General features: G+C 64.6%; 15 protein-coding genes. 8 read left to right on the forward strand and 7 right to left on the reverse strand.

The features are described 5' to 3' along the window. The first annotated feature begins 29 nt into the window (after positions 1–29). Positions 30–686, forward strand: a complete 657-nt coding sequence (gene aat / locus KBA48_RS06195) for a leucyl/phenylalanyl-tRNA--protein transferase (RefSeq protein WP_292904278.1) — start codon at positions 30–32, stop codon at positions 684–686. On the opposite strand, the gene KBA48_RS06200 is transcribed toward aat, so the two are convergent. The 4 genes from KBA48_RS06200 to KBA48_RS06215 all read right to left on the reverse strand — a co-directional run bounded on the left by KBA48_RS06200 (position 620) and on the right by KBA48_RS06215 (position 3,483). Next, positions 620–1,126: a DUF2155 domain-containing protein gene (locus KBA48_RS06200; protein WP_292904280.1), complete on the reverse strand. Its 507-nt coding sequence runs from the start codon at positions 1,124–1,126 to the stop codon at positions 620–622. The two genes, aat and KBA48_RS06200, sit on opposite strands and share 67 nt — an antisense overlap. A 74-nt stretch (positions 1,127–1,200) precedes the next feature. Next, positions 1,201–1,677, reverse strand: coding sequence for an outer membrane lipid asymmetry maintenance protein MlaD (gene mlaD, locus KBA48_RS06205; protein WP_292904282.1), 477 nt, complete (start codon positions 1,675–1,677; stop codon positions 1,201–1,203). A gap of 109 nt (positions 1,678–1,786) precedes the next feature. Continuing rightward, a complete protein-coding gene (locus tag KBA48_RS06210) occupies positions 1,787–2,176 on the reverse strand; it encodes an NADH:ubiquinone oxidoreductase subunit NDUFA12 (protein WP_292904284.1) in 390 nt (129 codons plus the stop codon). A gap of 107 nt (positions 2,177–2,283) precedes the next feature. Then, complete coding sequence (locus tag KBA48_RS06215) at positions 2,284–3,483, reverse strand: hypothetical protein (RefSeq protein ID WP_292904286.1); 1,200 nt, start codon at positions 3,481–3,483, stop codon at positions 2,284–2,286. A gap of 106 nt (positions 3,484–3,589) precedes the next feature. On the opposite strand from KBA48_RS06215, the gene KBA48_RS06220 reads away from it, so the two are divergent. After that, the gene (locus KBA48_RS06220; RefSeq protein ID WP_292904288.1) at positions 3,590–4,489 is read left to right on the forward strand and encodes a hypothetical protein; all 900 of its coding nucleotides are present in this window, start codon (positions 3,590–3,592) and stop codon (positions 4,487–4,489) included. An 88-nt stretch (positions 4,490–4,577) separates the two neighbouring features. Here KBA48_RS06220 and KBA48_RS06225 read toward each other — a convergent pair whose 3' ends face one another. Beyond that, positions 4,578–5,549, reverse strand: coding sequence for a lysylphosphatidylglycerol synthase domain-containing protein (locus tag KBA48_RS06225; protein ID WP_292904290.1), 972 nt, complete (start codon positions 5,547–5,549; stop codon positions 4,578–4,580). Positions 5,550–6,020: 471 nt separating this feature from the next. Between KBA48_RS06225 and KBA48_RS06230 the strand changes: the two genes are divergently transcribed. The 4 genes from KBA48_RS06230 to KBA48_RS06245 all read left to right on the forward strand — a co-directional run bounded on the left by KBA48_RS06230 (position 6,021) and on the right by KBA48_RS06245 (position 12,810). Continuing rightward, positions 6,021–9,806 carry a vitamin B12-dependent ribonucleotide reductase gene (locus KBA48_RS06230; RefSeq protein WP_292904292.1) on the forward strand — a complete coding sequence of 1,262 codons (3,786 nt, stop codon included), beginning with the start codon at positions 6,021–6,023 and terminating at the stop codon, positions 9,804–9,806. Between the two features lie 204 nt (positions 9,807–10,010). After that, positions 10,011–10,784 carry an N-acetylmuramoyl-L-alanine amidase gene (locus KBA48_RS06235; protein WP_292904294.1) on the forward strand — a complete coding sequence of 258 codons (774 nt, stop codon included), beginning with the start codon at positions 10,011–10,013 and terminating at the stop codon, positions 10,782–10,784. A 159-nt stretch (positions 10,785–10,943) separates the two neighbouring features. After that, the gene (locus tag KBA48_RS06240; RefSeq protein WP_292904296.1) at positions 10,944–11,471 is read left to right on the forward strand and encodes a BON domain-containing protein; all 528 of its coding nucleotides are present in this window, start codon (positions 10,944–10,946) and stop codon (positions 11,469–11,471) included. After that, complete coding sequence (locus KBA48_RS06245; protein WP_292904298.1) at positions 11,452–12,810, forward strand: hypothetical protein; 1,359 nt, start codon at positions 11,452–11,454, stop codon at positions 12,808–12,810. Before KBA48_RS06240 ends, KBA48_RS06245 begins: the two co-directional genes overlap by 20 nt. Before the next feature lie 46 nt (positions 12,811–12,856). On the opposite strand, the gene KBA48_RS06250 is transcribed toward KBA48_RS06245, so the two are convergent. Together KBA48_RS06250 and KBA48_RS06255 are read right to left on the reverse strand one after the other, a co-directional pair. Continuing rightward, complete coding sequence (locus KBA48_RS06250; protein WP_367273814.1) at positions 12,857–13,369, reverse strand: MmcB family DNA repair protein; 513 nt, start codon at positions 13,367–13,369, stop codon at positions 12,857–12,859. A 61-nt stretch (positions 13,370–13,430) separates the two neighbouring features. Continuing rightward, positions 13,431–13,760 carry a hypothetical protein gene (locus tag KBA48_RS06255; protein ID WP_292904300.1) on the reverse strand — a complete coding sequence of 110 codons (330 nt, stop codon included), beginning with the start codon at positions 13,758–13,760 and terminating at the stop codon, positions 13,431–13,433. 200 nt (positions 13,761–13,960) lie between these two features. Between KBA48_RS06255 and KBA48_RS06260 the strand changes: the two genes are divergently transcribed. Continuing rightward, positions 13,961–14,395 (forward strand): VanZ family protein, encoded by a 435-nt coding sequence (locus KBA48_RS06260; RefSeq protein ID WP_292904302.1) that lies wholly within the window; start codon positions 13,961–13,963, stop codon positions 14,393–14,395. Positions 14,396–14,430: 35 nt separating this feature from the next. Further along, entirely contained in the window at positions 14,431–16,158 is a 1,728-nt protein-coding gene (locus tag KBA48_RS06265; protein ID WP_292904304.1) for a tetratricopeptide repeat protein, read from the forward strand. Positions 16,159–16,170: the final 12 nt, after the last annotated feature.

Raw genomic sequence — 16,170 nt, forward strand, 5'->3', positions numbered from 1 at the left:
ATCCGGCCCTTGCCACCACGCGCCGGGGAATGATGGGTATACTGACGCCCGAGCTTTTGATCCGCGCCTATGCCGGTGGGGTTTTCCCCATGGCGGAAAGTGCGGACGCCAATGATCTTCTGTGGTTCGACCCGCCCTTCCGGGGGGTGCTGCCGCTGGACGGCTTTCATGTGCCGCGCCGGCTGCGCAAGACCCTGCGCCATTTTCCGTTCGATGTGCGGGTCGACAGCGATTTCCGCGCCACCATGATGCATTGCGCCGAACCGGCCCCCGACCGGCCGCAAACCTGGATTAATGCCGAGATCATGGAGGCCTATTGCCAGTTGCACGCCATGGGCAAGGCCCATTCGGTGGAATGCTGGCAGGATGGGCAGATGGTGGGCGGGCTTTACGGCGTATCGCTGGGGGCTGCCTTCTTCGGAGAAAGCATGTTTTCCCGCGCGACCGACGCCAGCAAGATTGCCCTGGTGCATCTGGTGGCGCGGCTGAAGGCCGGTGGTTATCTGCTGCTGGATACGCAATTCCTGACAGAACATCTGTCACAGTTCGGGGCGTCGGAAATCCCCCGCCACCGTTATCGTGCGCTTTTGTCCAAGGCGATCCACGCCCAGGCTGATTTTTACGGCCTGGAGGATGAGCGGACCTTGCTGTCCGACTTCCTGCAATCCTTGACCCAGACATCATAGACCGGGTGTTCCATGGCTGACAGGGCCGGGCTGGAGGCAAACATCCAGCCCTGGAACACAGGCGCCATGGTGCCGTCGGCGCGCTTTTCCTGCGCGTCCAGGAAGGCGGCGGATTCCGGCGGATCAATGGGGGATGCCTTCTGACAGGCCTTCACCAGGATGGTCAACTGACCAAAGCTCACCGGCTCGCCCACCTTCGCCTCGAACGTGCTGGTCCGGGCGGTGACCTTGTCCAACCCCTGCAACAGGGCCACGGGCATGGGGTCGAACTTACGGGCGGGCGGCGGCGGCGGGGCCGGTCGCTGCACCGCACCCACCGGGGCCTGCACCTCCGGTCCGGCCGGGGGCACAGCGGCCGGATCGGCCGGCAGGACCTCCTGCGCGGTGGCCGGCAGGGCCAAAGCGAAGGCAAGACCGATCAGGGCAAGGCGGGTGGTCATCGGCGCACCGCGGGCAACAGGAAAATCTCTGACAGGGAAAGCAAAGCTTTGCGGCGGCTTCGTGGCCCCCATCATCACGGCGTGGCCGGGGCTTCCGTCTTCTTGTCACCGCTGGCGGAATTGAAGATGAAGCGGCCCAGCAACTCCTCCAGGTTAACGGCGGACTGGGTATATTCGATCGTGTCGCCGGGCTTCAGCTTGTCTTCTTCCCCACCGGGGTCCAACTGGAGATAGCGGCCACCCAGCAGGCTTTCGCTGGCGATGCTGGCCGTCGTGTCGCGGGGCAATTGGACATTGCTGTCTATATCCATGAGGACCACGGCCTGGAAGGTCTGCTTGTCCAGATGCTGGCTGGTGACGGTCCCCACCTTCACGCCGGAAATGCGCACATCGGCACCGGAGGAAAGGCCGCCCGTGCTGCTGAACCGCGCTTCCAGCGGATATCCCGACACGGCCTTCACGCTGCTGGTCGTATAAGCGAAGAACAGGAAAAAGCCGGCAACCAGAAGGACGACGGCACCCAGGACGGTCTCGATCACGTTCTTGCGCATGGCACAGATCTACTCCTGCCGGATCAGGGGAAAGGTCCCCAGGATCCCTTAAATGATCATGGCGGCGCTTTTGCGGCGCCGCCATGCGACATCCCAAAGATAGGGATGATCAGTTCGGCGTCCAGGCCTCATAATCGCCCGTTGCCTTGTCACGCTTGCCACCGGCGAACAGATGGCCCGGCGGACGGTAGGCCTGGCTGGTGCCGGTCGCGTTCGGCAGATAGGGCTTCTGCCAGGGCTTGTGGAAGGCGCTGTCGGCCGGCAGGGGGGCCGCCATGTTGTAATGCATCCAGCCATGCCATTCCGGCGGCACCTTGGTCGCCTCCGGCTCGCCCTTGTACAGGACCCAGCGGCGGGCCTTCATGCCCGGACGGGCCTTCTTTTCCTCGAAATAGCGGTTCCCGGCCGCGTCGGTGCCGACCTGACGGCCGGCGCGCCAGACAAGCAGCCTGATCTGGATGTTGGCCATCCAGGTGGCCAGGGAAATACGGTCGCTCATGGCTTTTCCGTGATGCGGAACGAAGATCGGCGGGGACTATGCACCGGCAGCGCAACAAAATCCACCCCCACGGTGGGGGACGGGCCTGCGCCTTCCGCAGGGCAAGTTCAGGACCTCGGCGTGGCGCGCTGCTGTTTCAGGAAGCTGCCGTTCAGCGCCGTCAGCATCTTGTCAACCGACATCCAGGCCGCCGGCTCCCGGCTGACCGGTGCCGCACCGGCCGGCGGGCCACCCAGCCCGACCAGAAGGGTCACGTCGTTGCGCATCACATAGGAGCCGGCATACGCGCCATAGCCGGTGAATTGGCGGGCGACCAACTGAGCCGATCGGTCCTCCAGCAGCACGAATCGGGTCTGTCCCGCCGCCGCCGCAAGTTCTGCGGCGCGGAACAAGGCCAGTTCACGCGCCCAGGCCACAGGTGCCTTGTCGACCTGATAGGTGATCAATTCGCCGGCAGCACTGCTTTCAGACACATAGCCATCGCTGCTGAAGGTACCCTTGGCGCTGTAAAGGTCCACACGATTGGCATAGGAAGCGACGACGAGCTGGTCGTGCAACAGGGGGATCAGCGTATCGCGCAACATCTCCCGGCTGGGCAGGAACGGAGCACTTTGGGCAGCGCGCAGTCCCATTGCCACCAGCACGCGTTCCTGCTCATGCGAAGCGGCGTGCCACCATAAGCGACGGCGCGTCTCCATATCGATTCCCTGCGACAGCGATGCCTCCGCCGTCAGCGCCGCCAGTTCATAACTACCCGGACGCCGGTCGATGACGCTGCTTAAAAGGGCAGCCGCTTTTGGGTCCCGCCGCTCTGCAGCGCCGACGGCAAGGACCAGATCGAACAGGGGCTCGATCATCCAGCGCACGGCGGGCGTGACACCGCTGCTGTCCTTGTCCGCCAGCCACGCGGCCTTCGCGGCGGGCAAGGCGGAAAGATCCGCCCCGCCCTGCAGCCCCGCATCCAGCAAATGCACGGCCATTGCCAGATGTTGCATGGTGCGCCGGTCGGGCCATTCGCGGGACCTGGGGTCGGACATGGCCGCACGGCAAGCCTCGATGCCGACAACTCCGAACGCCAACCCCTCAGGTCGCGGAAGAACCGGCGGGCGATCTGGCGCCAGCAGCAGCAGCGGGAGCAGCGCCACCTTGACGCCCGTGACCGCCGCAGCGGATGAGGGTCGTCCCTGCCCGTCACAGGCGCGCCAGGTTCCCTCGTCATCCGGGGCCAGCGCAGCATGTGATGGCGCGATCACTGACGCCGCCAGCAGCAGGCACAGCATTGCACCCCGCACCAGAACCGACCGCATCCATATCTCCCGCGTCGGGTTACAACCTGACAGATGATTGACATAATAGACTAGATATACAACCCTCAACCTGCAACTTGTTGAACGGGATGGATTTGGGCGCAGCATGTCTACAAAGACCACGCGGGTTCTGACAGGTTTGCTCAGTGGTATCGCCCTGTTCGCCATGGCCGGCTGCGCCACGCAGCCACCGCCGCCCCTGATCGTCAGCGGTGATACGATCACCCGCACCCGCGTGCCGGAGGATATTTCCAAACCCATCCTGGCCAAGGCCGGGGCCGTGTTCTACAGCGACACAATCAGCGCCGTGTCGGAAGGGGCCGTCCTGAAAGGCACAGGCAGCCGCGAGTCGAGCTTGGGGATATGGCACAAGGTGCCGGAACGCACCCGCCTGATGATGGTCAGCTTCGATGGTGTTCCCTTTTTCTGCACCATGGAGCCCACGGCCGGAAGCTTCCCCATCGAAGAACCGCAGCATTATAGCTGTTATCGGGATGAGGAGAATGACGGCTGGTTCGATGTCGTGCATCCGGTCATGGGCAATCCGGCAACAGGACGATCATCACGCCCGCTTGAACGGCAGAAGCTGCCCGTCCCCGTGCCCTATCAGCGGGAACAGATCGACACGCTCGCCGGCACCATGACGTGGCAGTTGGTCTATGCTGGCCTGCGCGATGGATATGCTCAGGTGGATCATGTCATCCGCGACGGTGCCGGACCCGACGGGGAAGAGCGTTACCGCCGGTCCTATTACATCGCGTTGTCCGATATGGGGCAGCCTTTCGGCTTCCTGACGATCCCCTATGCCCCGCAATCCGGCTCCTGGGTCCGCGCCGTCCGCAACGCCACCGTGTCACTGGCCCTGGTCGCCGTGAAGGCTGATGCAAGGGAGATGACTGTCGTCATCGACACGCCCTGGCCACAAGCCAAGCTCCTGAAGAAGCTGGAGACGCGGGGCCGGTTCCAGACCCTGCCAACGCGGGCGGAATATCCGCCCGGCCCTTAGCGCCTGACGGGTGGGGCCAGACGCTCCGGACATTGGTCCGGTCATGCGAGAGGCATGATTTGCTGCCCCCTTGTAAGCCAGGGAACGCCTACTCCCCCCGCCCGCGCAGCCGGTCGGCCGCCCGGCCGATACGGCCTGTATGATGGCGGATTTCCCAGGTGGCGATGGACAAGCCGGCCACGGCCAGCGGCAGCACATAATAGATGAAGCGATAGGCCAGCAGCGCCCCCAGGATGGAACTGGCGGCGTCATGGTCGGCCATGCCCAGCAGGATGATGCTTTCAAACACGCCCAGACCGCCCGGCACATGGCTGAAGATCGCCACGATCAGAGCGGCACAGAACAGGGCCACGAAAGACGTGAAAGGCACCTGCACATCCACCGGCAGCAGCATCCACAGGATACCCGCCGTCACCACCAGTTCGGCCGAAGAGATGGTGATCTGCGACACCACACCGCCCCAACTGGGCAACTGGATCGACCAGCGCCAGATCTTCACCGGCTTGTGCGTGACGGCCGTAACGACGCAGATCGCGAACAGGCCCAGCAGCATGGCGGCACCCATACCCTGTACCGCCAGTTCGGGGATTTTCAGCAGCACCGACACGGGATGCGGCCCGACGATCATGCCGACCGCCCCGGTGAAGGTGAGGCCCAGGGTGAAGGTGGTGGTGGAGAAGACCACCACCTTGGCCACGTCACCGGCCGACAATCCCGCCGCGCCATAGGCGCGCAGGCGCACGCCGGCACCGCTGATCACCGCCCAGCCCACATTGTTGGAAATGGCGTAGCCGCAGGCCGCCGCAAAGGCCGTGGTGCGATAAGGCACCTTCTTCTTCAGGTAGATCAGCGCCGACAGGTCGTAGAGGGTCAGCAGCCAGAAGGCCAGGGCCGTCAGGCCGATGGCCTTGATCACCTTGGACAGCGGCAGTGCCTCCAGATAGGCCAGCACTTCACCGAAATTCACCTCCGCCATCACATGTTTGACGGCGACGGCCAGCAGAAAGCCCAGGAACAGAACGGTGCCGATGCCCAACAACGCCTTCTGCCGCCTGCTCATGCCTTCGGCAAGCGGCGCGGCGGGAGGGGGCGGAGACTCGGGATCTGGCGTCAGGGACATTCAGGGCACGACTTGTACGATGATACCGGCCACATTCGGCGGGCGCACCCTGCCACCGTTGGGGCCGGAATGAAACCCCCTGTCCGGTGTGGATATGCCCAGTGGCGGGGCACCTGACCTTATGCGTATGGGGCAGATGGGGGCGCAAACGACTCACACAAGACCCGTTGACGGGGAACCAAGATTTTCCGCCGCATTTTCTCCCCATGCACACGGACTCCGGCGACCGGGAGCGTCAACCACAATAAGCGGTATATGCCTCTGTTTTTCACAACAAAATCTCGTTGCCCCACCCGCCCCTGTGGCCTAGCCTCTGGTCCGTCACCATATATTGCGGTGTGGGGTTACCTGTCCGGTTGGACGGGGACGACCGGGACCGCCGCCTTGTCTGGGAAAAGGGGCCTTAAGCGCATGCGTATCGAACGCCGTTTCACCGTCGAAGGTCAGGATGCCTATGCCGACATCCCGTTCCGAACGGCGACCAGCGAGATTCGCAATCCCGATGGCTCCACCGTTTTCCAGGCCAAGGATATCGAGGTTCCGGCGGAGTGGAGCCAAGTGGCCTGTGACATCCTGGCCCAGAAATATTTCCGCAGGGCCGGCGTGCCCAAGGCCCTGAAAGCGGTCGAAGAGAACAGCGTCCCCAGCTTCCTGTGGCGCCATGTCGCGGACAAAAAGGCCCTGGCCACGCTGCCCGCCGACCAGCGTACAGGCGGCGAGACGTCGGCACGCCAGGTATTCGACCGTCTGGCCGGCACCTGGACCTATTGGGGCTGGAAGGGCGGCTATTTCGATTCGGATTCCGATGCGGCCGCCTTCTTTGACGAGATGCGGTTCATGCTGGCCCGTCAGATGGCAGCCCCCAACAGCCCGCAATGGTTCAATACCGGCCTGCACTGGGCCTATGGCATCGACGGCCCGGCCCAGGGCCACTTCTATGTCGATCCCAGCACGGGTGCGGTTGTCGCCTCCCCCTCCGCCTATGAACGGCCGCAGCCGCATGCCTGCTTCATCCAGTCGGTGGCCGATGATCTGGTCAATGAAGGCGGGATCATGGACCTGTGGGTCCGCGAGGCCCGGCTGTTCAAATATGGTTCCGGTAGCGGAACGAACTTCTCCCGCCTGCGCGGCGAAGATGAGAAACTGTCGGGCGGCGGCAAATCGTCGGGCCTGATGAGTTTCCTGAAGATCGGCGACCGGGCGGCGGGCGCCATCAAGTCCGGCGGCACCACGCGCCGGGCCGCCAAGATGGTGACGGTCGACCTCGATCACCCCGATATCGAGGCCTATATCGACTGGAAAGTCGTGGAGGAACAGAAGGTCGCCGCCCTGGTGACCGGGTCCAAGCAGGTATCGCGCCACCTGAACATGGTGATGGCGGCGGCCAATGAAGGCATCGGACCCGATGCCGACCGGCTTGATCCGGCCCGGAACCGTGCGCTGAAGCGAGCGATCATCGCGGCCCGCCGCGATCTGGTGCCCGAGAACTATATTCAGCGCGCCATCCAGTTGGCCGGCCAGGGCTATGCCGGGATCGATATCCGCACCTTCGATACTGATTGGGACTCCGAAGCTTATCTGACCGTCAGCGGACAGAATTCCAACAATTCGGTGCGCGTGCCCAACGCCTTTCTGGAGGCGGTGGAGAGTGATGGTCCCTGGAACCTGATCCGGCGCACCGACGGCAAGGTATCGAAAAGGCTGCGCGCCCGCGACCTGTGGGACAAGATCGGCTATGCCGCCTGGCAGTCGGCCGATCCCGGCGTGCAGTTCGACACCACCATCAACGAATGGCACACCTGCCCGGCGTCCGGCCGCATCAACGCGTCGAACCCGTGCAGCGAATATATGTTTCTGGACGACACGGCCTGTAACCTTGCCTCCATCAATTTGATGGAATTCCGCCGTCCCGATGGTCGTTTCGATATCGAATCCTTTACCCATGCCTGCCGGCTCTGGACTGTCGTCCTGGAAATCTCCGTCGCCATGGCGCAGTTCCCCTCGCGGGAGATTGCGCGCCTGTCCTTTGATTTCCGCACCCTGGGCCTGGGCTTCGCTAATATCGGCGGGCTGCTGATGGCTGCCGGCCTGCCCTATGACAGTGTCGCGGGCCGGTCGCTGACCGGGGCCATCACGGCGCTGATGACGGGCGTGGCCTATGCCACTTCGGCGGAAATGGCTAGGGAGCTGGGGCCCTTCCCCGGCTTCGCCGCCAATGCCGAACCGATGCTGCGCGTCATCGCCAACCACCGCCGCGCCGCGCATGGCGCCCGCACAGGCTATGAGGGCCTGTCGGTGGCGCCGGTGCCGCTGCTGGCCGATGAATGCCCCGATGCCGACCTGATCCTGGCCGCGCGCCAGGCGTGGGACCACGCCCTGGAACAGGGCCGCGCCCATGGGTTCCGCAATGCCCAGACCACCGTGATCGCGCCCACCGGCACCATAGGGCTGGTCATGGATTGCGATACGACGGGGATCGAGCCGGACTTCGCCCTGGTGAAGTTCAAGAAGCTGGCCGGCGGCGGCTATTTCAAGATCATCAACCGCGTCGTGCCGGAGGCGCTGTCGCGCCTTGGCTATGACGATGCGACTATCGCGAAGATCGAACGTTATGCCGTGGGGCATGGCACGCTGACCGGCGCGCCCGGCATCACCCATGACCGGCTGCGCAAGCTGGGCTTCGGTGACGGCGAGATCGAGAAGGTGGAGAGCGCGCTGGCGTCCGCCTTTGATATCAAGTTCGTGTTCAACAAATGGACGCTGGGGGCGGAGTTCTGCACCGGCACGCTGGGCATTCCGGCCGATCTGCTGGACAGCGCCGGTTTCGACCTTCTCTCCCATCTGGGCTTCACCCGGAAAGAGATCGAGGCCGCCAATGTCTACGTCGCGGGCGCCATGACGCTGGAGGGTGCGCCCGCTCTTCGGGACGAGCATCTGCCCGTGTTCGACTGCGCCAGCCCCTGCGGCAAGATCGGCAAGCGCTACCTGTCGGCCGAAGCTCATATCCGCATGATGGCGGCGGCCCAGCCTTTCATCTCCGGCGCCATTTCCAAGACCATCAACATGCCCAACAGCGCCTCGGTCACCGCCTGCACCGACGCCTATATGCTGTCCTGGCAACTGGGCCTGAAGGCCAATGCGCTGTACCGCGACGGATCGAAACTGTCGCAGCCGCTGAACGCCCAGGTCCTGGAAGAGGATGAGGAGGATCTGTCCGGCGAGGAGCCGACCCTGATGGAGCGCGTGGTGGAGGCCCCGGCCGCCGCCCGAATCCCCCTGGTCGCCGAACGGGTGGTGGAGCGCGTCGTCGAACGTATGGTGGAAAAGGTCCTGCGGTCGGGCGAGCGGGAAAAGCTGCCGCAGCGGCGCAAGGGCTATACCCAGAAGGCCAATGTCGGCGGGCACAAGGTCTATCTGCGCACCGGCGAGTATCAGGACGGCCGCCTGGGCGAGATTTTTATCGACATGCACAAGGAGGGTGCCGCCTTCCGGTCGATGATGAACAATTTCGCCATCGCGGTGTCGCTGGGCCTGCAATATGGCGTGCCGCTGGAGGAATATGTCGAGGCCTTCACCTTCACCCGGTTCGAACCGTCGGGCATGGTGCAGGGCAACGACGCCATCAAGATGGCGACCAGCATCCTGGATTATGTTTTCCGGGAACTGGCCATCTCCTACCTCGGTCGCAACGATCTGGCGCATGCCACGCCGGAGGATCTGTTGCCCGACACGATGGGCCGTGGCGATGCCCAGGCCAATCTGGCCGGCATGCCGGAAGCCGCCAACACGGCCCCCGAACTGCCGGACAATGCCGCGTACATGACGCAGGAAACGCTGGCTGCCGTGGCCCGCATCGCATCGACCGGTTATGTCCGGTCCAACCTGCGCGTGGTGCCGGGCGGACAGCAGGGGCGCGTCATCGCGGGGTTCCAGCAGGCAACCACCGCCTATGCCGCCACGGGCACGGACGTGACCAATTACGCCGGCGGCTCATCGGTGCATTCCGACAGCCTGTCCAGCACGGCCCTGCGCGGGGGCACGGTGGGGCGACATGACGCGCGGTTCGAACGCATGAAGGAGGCCCGCGCCCGCGGCTATGAGGGTGACCCCTGCCCCGAATGCGGCAACATGACCCTGGTGCGCAACGGCACCTGCCTGAAATGCGACACGTGCGGCGGCACCACGGGCTGTAGCTGAGCCCACCGCCCACTGTAGCCTTGCAGGCACACAATGCCGCATCTGCGCAACAGACACGCATGTTTCTGTTGCGCAACGGTGCGCCGGGGTCCAAACATGGTCCGTTGACGAAGGGCCAGAACGTTCCGGGCCCGATTGGTGGTCGCGTCGATGAATCGCAGGGATTTACTCCGTTTTGCTCTGGGTGTCCCGGTCGCTGTGCCGATGGCATCGGTCACGCTGCTGCACGTCCCCCCGTCGCATGCCCAGGCGCAGGAGGGGGGCAAGCCAAAGCCGCCCGCGCGCAAGCCACGCCCATCCCGGCTGGTCATGCTGGACCCTGGCCATGGCGGTCACGATCCGGGCTGTATCGGCGCCCGCGGCACCTATGAAAAGAATGTCGTGCTGGACATCGCCAAGGAGGTCGCCCGCCAGGTGGGCAAGACCAAGGGCTGGCAGGTGGAGTTGACGCGCGACGATGACAAATTCATCGATCTGAAGGAACGCGTGCGCATCGCCCAGGGGGCGAAGGCCGACCTGTTCATCTCCATCCATGCCGACAGCGCGCCCAACAAGGCGGCCCGTGGCATGTCCGCCTATACCCTGTCGGAGAAGGCCAGCGACGATTTCGCCGCCGCCATCGCCCAGCAGGAGAATATAGCCGGCGGTCTGGGCCTGGATGTGTCGGGCCTGGATGAGCGGGTGGCCGGCATCCTGATGGATCTGGCCGCGCGCCATACGGTGACGGCGGCGCTTCATGCCAAACAATCGATCATCCAGGGGGCGGGCAAGGATGTCCGCCTGCTGGAAAACCCCATGCGGTCGGCGAATTTTGCGGTGTTGAAGGCACCGGACATCCCATCGCTGCTGATCGAAACCGGTTTTCTTTCCAATCCCCAGGACGAAACGCTGCTGCGCGATGCCAAGGCCCGCCGCAACATCGCCGGCATCCTGGCCCGTGAACTCACCGCGGTTTTGACAGCCGCCCCCTTCGCCTGAGGCCCCCCTGACCCACCCCGCCGGGGCGGAAACCGCATCCCCCGGCCCGGTTCTCACCACATTTCACCGTTAAAGTCCGGCCGTGCCACGGGAAAATCACGGCCGCAGGAGGCATGAACGATGGGGAACATGCGCCTTTGGGCGCCCAGGGGTCTGGGGATGGCGATGCTGTTGGCGACGGGGCTGGCCCTGACCGCCCCGGCCATTGCACAGACCGATGCGGGGAATAATCCGGCCACTGTCGCGTTGGATGATAGTGGGCTGCGCCGTGAAGTCGAAAAACGCTGGAAGGAAGCCGGCGGCTTGGACAGTCGGTTGCGGGTGGAGGTGCGCGACGCCCGCGCGCTGTTGACCGGCCGCGCGGCCAATGCGGACGAGCGGGTGACCGCCGTGCGCCTGGCCTGGCAGGTCGACGGGTTGAAGGAAGTGATCAACGAGATCGGGATCGGCGACGAAAGCGGCCTGTCCGACAAGGCCGCCGATATGTGGATCACGGCACAATTGCGCAAGGATCTGATGACCGACCCGGAGATCACGTCCAGCAATTACACGATCGAGACCGTCAATCAGGTGATCTATCTGATGGGCCGGGCCCGGTCGCCGCAGGAACTGGAACGGGTACGAAACCATGCGCGGGAAATCGCGCGGGTACGCCGGGTGGTGAGCCATGTCCAAGTACCGAATTGACGCCGCCCGCCTCTGGGGTCAGGCGCTGTTCGCCCCCGCCCTGCTGGCCTTTGTCCTGCTGATGGCACCGTCCGCCGCCTGGGCCCAGGCCGGCGACCAGAATGCGCAGGCCAACCGCCAGTTCGTGCAAGCCATGCAGGCCATCCGTCAGGCCGACCAATCGTATGACGAAACGGAGCAGACAAAGCTGCTGCAGCAGGCCGATGCGCTGCTGGCCGATATCATTGTCCGGCTGCCGGAAAGCACGCTGGCCGTGCAACTGATGACCAACCAGTTCATCGGCGATTTCGACTATGTCGAGTTCAAGAACCGGCTGCGCGGGCTGGTCTGTGCCGACCCGAAGTCGAATGCCTGCCTGCTGCACCGGATCGAGGCGCTGGTGACGCCCATTGAATATCCCATCGCCGCCCCGCGCTGGGACTGGCTGTCGCTGGCCGTCGCGCATTACCAGATCGGGGACAAGGTGCGGGTACGGCCCATCGTCGCCCCTTTCGTACAGGCCCTGCGGACGGGGGGGGCGAAGGGCGACGTGAGCCCCGACCTGTTCGTCAGCCGTACCCTGGCCCTGACGGGCGAGGTCGACCGGGCCCTGGTCATCACGCGTGAGTTCCATGATTGCGCCACCCGCGTCTACAACCTGTCCGACATTGTCGAGGCACTGGTCTGGCGCGGCGACATGACCAAGGCGACGGAGATCACCGAGGAACTGACGGAGTTCGCCCGTACCCAGGGCTGCGCCTGGGAACTGGGTCTGGTGGCACAATCGCTGCTGAATGTCGGGCTGGAGGCGCGGGCGCGCACCCTGTTCCTGAACACCGTGGAGGAGCAGTTCAGCCGGTTCAAGGACCGTCGCGGCAATTGCTGTCCGCCGGAACTGGCGGTCGCGGCCGGCGATCTGGGCGATACCAATCTGGCGCTGGGCCTGTTGCGGACCGTGCAGGAGGAAAGCCCCTGGACCATCCCACAGGTTCTGGGGCGGCTGGAAGCGCGCGGCGAAAAGGTGCTGACCCTGACCTATGCCGACCAGTTGCAGGACAATGACCTGAAGGCCGAAACCTATGTCGAGCTGATCGACGGCGCGTTGAAGGCCAAGGACCGGGGTCAGGCCGACACGCTGTCGGCGCGGCTGGACAAGACGGTGACGGACAGCCGCACACCCATCACGCTGGTCCAGCGGGCACGCGCCGACAAGCTGCTTTTCAGTGACAATCGCTGGCGCGGCACGTTCCAGGCCGCCATATCAGAGGCCGAGCGCGGGTCCGGCCAGCGCCGCGATATCGCGGTACCCCTGCTGGCCGCGCTGGTGGAGATCGAAACCGGCAAACCGATGCTGGAATGAAGGGGCGGGGGCCATCGCCGTGATGTCGTTGCGGCGGGTGCCCCCCCTACTCCGCAATCCGGAATCCCGGATCCTCCACCCGGTGCAGCCGCGCCATGGCCACCTGTGCCACACGCAGGGTCAGCGCCTTGCGGCGGGCACCGGCCAGTTTTGCAAGCGGCGACGAACGGATGATTTCCGCCCCGAAGGCATCGGCGATGATCAGGCCACAGTCAGCGGGGATCAGTTCAACCGGGAAGTCAGTATCGACGGCGAAGAAGAAACGGTCGCAAAAATCGAGATATTCCGGCCATTTCTGATCGGTCTTGTAATCGATCGGACTGCTTTTCACCTCGACGATGGTGACTTCCCCGTCATCGGCCAGGGCCAGTATGTCGGCCCGCCGTCCATTGGCCAGGGGAAATTCCACCAGTCCGCGCAAACCGCGTTCCGCCAGCATCCGGCGCACGCCGCGCGTGATGGCGGCGGCGGCATCGGATTGCGGACGCGGCAGCATCACCGTCACCACGGACGGCGGATCGGCCACGGGCAAGATATCGGGTGCAGCGGACATGGTCATGAGTACGGATCATGAACATGTCCGCCGATCAAGGCAAGCCCGATATAACGTCCGGATCAGGTCAGCAGCGGACCGACAGGACCGAGACGCCACCCGTGCTGGAGGCCCGGACCACCGGCGTCAGCCCCGCCATCAGCAGGCGGTTGCGGACCCCTTCCACCGTATCGGTGGGGCGGGTCAGGGTGATGCGGGTGTCACGGTGTCCAAGCGCCCGGCTGCGCGCCACGGCCGACAGGATCTGCTCTGCCAGCACCTCGACCCCGTCGAACACGGGATCATTGGCGGGGGGCGGCGTGTGCGCCGCGGTCGTTCCGAAAGCGGGTGTGGACAGAGCGGCAGCCACGATGCCATTGGCCGGATTGAGGGCTCCGGTCGCCACTGCGGGAAACATGCAAGGTCCCTGGGTTCGAGCAGCTCACGACTTCGCCGTCAGCAGGCCCTTTATTACAGCAGGGTTTGTTAAAAAATAGGCAAGAGATGGTGCGTAGAATGCGCAACGAGCCTGCAAAATATGCATGCATGACGACCTCGACACGCATCCTCGCCCTAAGGCCGGAACTCCGCTATCCTGCGCCGGTACCGTCCGGCGGAATGATTGGAGTCTGGCCCCTGTTCACCTTTCTGCGCGACCCTCCACCCCATATACGACGGCTTTTCGGCGCCGTGATGCTGGGGCTGGCCATGCTGGTTCTACCCTGGATGGGGGCGGAGCCGAGCCTTGCCCCGCCCGGTGATGGCTATACCGACAAGATTCTCCATGTCCTCTGCTTCATGGGTCTGGGAATCCTTGGCTTCTGGGCCTATCGCAGCCGGCGGGGGCGGGTTCTGGTGGTGGTGTTGCTGCTGATCCTGGGGATCGGGATCGAACTGGTCCAGGGCATGGTCCCGGAACGCCAGGCCAGCGTGGAGGATGTGGTGGCCGATGTCGCGGGTCTGGTCGTTGCGATCATCCTTTTGCGACAATGGCCCCTGGCACGGGATATGCTATTTGATCGTATATGGAAGGCGGGCCGACAGGGGGATTGACCTGTCGGGGTAGCCCGGTGGAAGGATGGTGGCGCGTGGGTGCATTGGGTTTCCGGTCGCCGGTGGCGACCCTGTCGACGGTCTTGCTGACCCTGGCCCTGACGGGAATGGCGTCAGCCCAGCAATCACCCCCACCCACCCCCACCAACAGCAGCGCCATCGCACGCTATCTTATGGGTCGCATCGCCCAGAATGCCGGCGCCTGGGATGTCGCCAGCGAAAATCTGGGCGCGGTGCTGAAACAGGACCCCGGCAACACCGCGCTGCTGCGCCGGACCTTCCTGCTGTCACTGGGTGAAGGCAAGGAGGAGGAGGCGCTGATCCTGGCCCGCCGTCAGGTGTCGGGCGATCCGGGCAGCGGCAGCTTCGTGGCTCATGCCCTTCTGGTCGCCGATGACCTGCGGGCCGGCCGCACGCAGCAGGCGGCGGAACGGGTCGCGGCCCTGCCGACCGATGGCATGTCCCCCTATATCGGCCCGCTTCTGTCCAGTTGGATCGCCGTGGCGGAAAAGGATTATGACCGCGCCACAAAGCTGCTGGACCCACTGTCCACGCATGAAGGGTTCAAGTCGATCCGCACCCAGCAACTGGCCCTGATCGAGGATATGCGCGGCAATCGGGACGCGGCATTCCAGTATTATGCCGAGGCGGCCAAGCTTGGCATGCCGCTGCGCCTGACCCTGCTGATCGGGAATTTCCAGGAACGGTCGGGGGCCGCCGACGCGGCCCGCAAACTCTACCGGCAATATCTGGATGCCAATCCCGACAGCATGGTGGTGGAAGACGCGCTGAACCGGCTGGAAAAGGGCGGCACCCCGGCGCCGCTGGTCGGCAATGCCGCCGCCGGCCTGGGTGAGGCGTTGTTCGAGCTGGCCTCCGCCCTGCATCAGGAAGGAGCCGCGGAAATGGCCTTGCTGTATGGCCGGGTTTCGCTGCACCTGGACCCCGGTCAGCCGCTAGCCCACCTGCTGGTCGGCGATATCCTGATGACGCGGGACCGCGACGGCACGGCACTGGCGGAATTCCGCGCCACGGCAGGCGGCCCCGGCATGCTGTGGATGGCCCGGCTGCGGCAGGTGGATGCGCTACGCCAGTTGGACCGCGACGCAGAAGCCGAGGCCCTGTTGCGGAAGATGGCGGCGGAGCGGCCGGACCGAACCGACGCCCTTCTGCGCCTGGGCGACATGCACCGCATCGCCAAACGCACCGACGAGGCGCTGGCCGCCTATGACCAGGCGCTGGCCCGCGTGAAGGAACCCCGCGCGCGTGACTGGATGCTGTACTATGCCCGCTCCATGGTGCTGGATGCCAAGGGCGACTGGTTGGGGGCGGAAGCCGGGCTGAAGAAGGCACTGGAGCTGCAGCCCGACCAACCCAGTGTCCTGAATTATCTGGGTTATTCCTGGATCGACCGGGGGCAGCGCCTGGAAGAAGGCAAGTCCATGATCGAAAAGGCGCTGTCCTTGCGCCCACATGACGGGTTCTTCACCGACAGTCTTGGCTGGGCCCTGTTCAAACTGGGCAAGTCGGAACAGGCGGTGGAGACGCTGGAAAAAGCGCTGGAACTGGAACCCAACGATCCGTCCATCAACGACCATCTGGGCGACGCCTATTGGGCCGTGGGCCGCAAGGCCGAGGCCCGGTTCCAATGGTCCCGTGCCGCCCATCAGGCCGGCAAGGATGACGGTCTGCGCCGGTCAGCCGAAGCCAAGCTGAAGAACGGCATGATGGCCACGGTGAAGGCGGACAATACCGCGCCATAACCCGGTCAGGGA

Source organism: Niveispirillum sp. (assembly GCF_017996735.1).
GTDB lineage: Bacteria > Pseudomonadota > Alphaproteobacteria > Azospirillales > Azospirillaceae > Niveispirillum.

What these genes read in the sequence shown, in the direction of transcription:
- KBA48_RS06210 (WP_292904284.1), bottom strand. Translation starts at nt 2,176, where the DNA reads ATGAGCGACCGTATTTCCCTGGCCACCTGGATGGCCAACATCCAGATC.
- KBA48_RS06200 (WP_292904280.1), bottom strand. Translation starts at nt 1,126, where the DNA reads ATGACCACCCGCCTTGCCCTGATCGGTCTTGCCTTCGCTTTGGCCCTG.
- aat (WP_292904278.1), top strand. Translation starts at nt 30, where the DNA reads ATGATGGGTATACTGACGCCCGAGCTTTTGATCCGCGCCTATGCCGGT.
- KBA48_RS06215 (WP_292904286.1), bottom strand. Translation starts at nt 3,483, where the DNA reads ATGCGGTCGGTTCTGGTGCGGGGTGCAATGCTGTGCCTGCTGCTGGCG.
- KBA48_RS06235 (WP_292904294.1), top strand. Translation starts at nt 10,011, where the DNA reads ATGGCATCGGTCACGCTGCTGCACGTCCCCCCGTCGCATGCCCAGGCG.
- KBA48_RS06240 (WP_292904296.1), top strand. Translation starts at nt 10,944, where the DNA reads ATGGCGATGCTGTTGGCGACGGGGCTGGCCCTGACCGCCCCGGCCATT.
- KBA48_RS06230 (WP_292904292.1), top strand. Translation starts at nt 6,021, where the DNA reads ATGCGTATCGAACGCCGTTTCACCGTCGAAGGTCAGGATGCCTATGCC.
- KBA48_RS06250 (WP_367273814.1), bottom strand. Translation starts at nt 13,369, where the DNA reads ATGACCATGTCCGCTGCACCCGATATCTTGCCCGTGGCCGATCCGCCG.
- KBA48_RS06255 (WP_292904300.1), bottom strand. Translation starts at nt 13,760, where the DNA reads ATGTTTCCCGCAGTGGCGACCGGAGCCCTCAATCCGGCCAATGGCATC.
- KBA48_RS06225 (WP_292904290.1), bottom strand. Translation starts at nt 5,549, where the DNA reads ATGAGCAGGCGGCAGAAGGCGTTGTTGGGCATCGGCACCGTTCTGTTC.
- KBA48_RS06220 (WP_292904288.1), top strand. Translation starts at nt 3,590, where the DNA reads ATGTCTACAAAGACCACGCGGGTTCTGACAGGTTTGCTCAGTGGTATC.
- KBA48_RS06260 (WP_292904302.1), top strand. Translation starts at nt 13,961, where the DNA reads ATGATTGGAGTCTGGCCCCTGTTCACCTTTCTGCGCGACCCTCCACCC.
- mlaD (WP_292904282.1), bottom strand. Translation starts at nt 1,677, where the DNA reads ATGCGCAAGAACGTGATCGAGACCGTCCTGGGTGCCGTCGTCCTTCTG.
- KBA48_RS06245 (WP_292904298.1), top strand. Translation starts at nt 11,452, where the DNA reads ATGTCCAAGTACCGAATTGACGCCGCCCGCCTCTGGGGTCAGGCGCTG.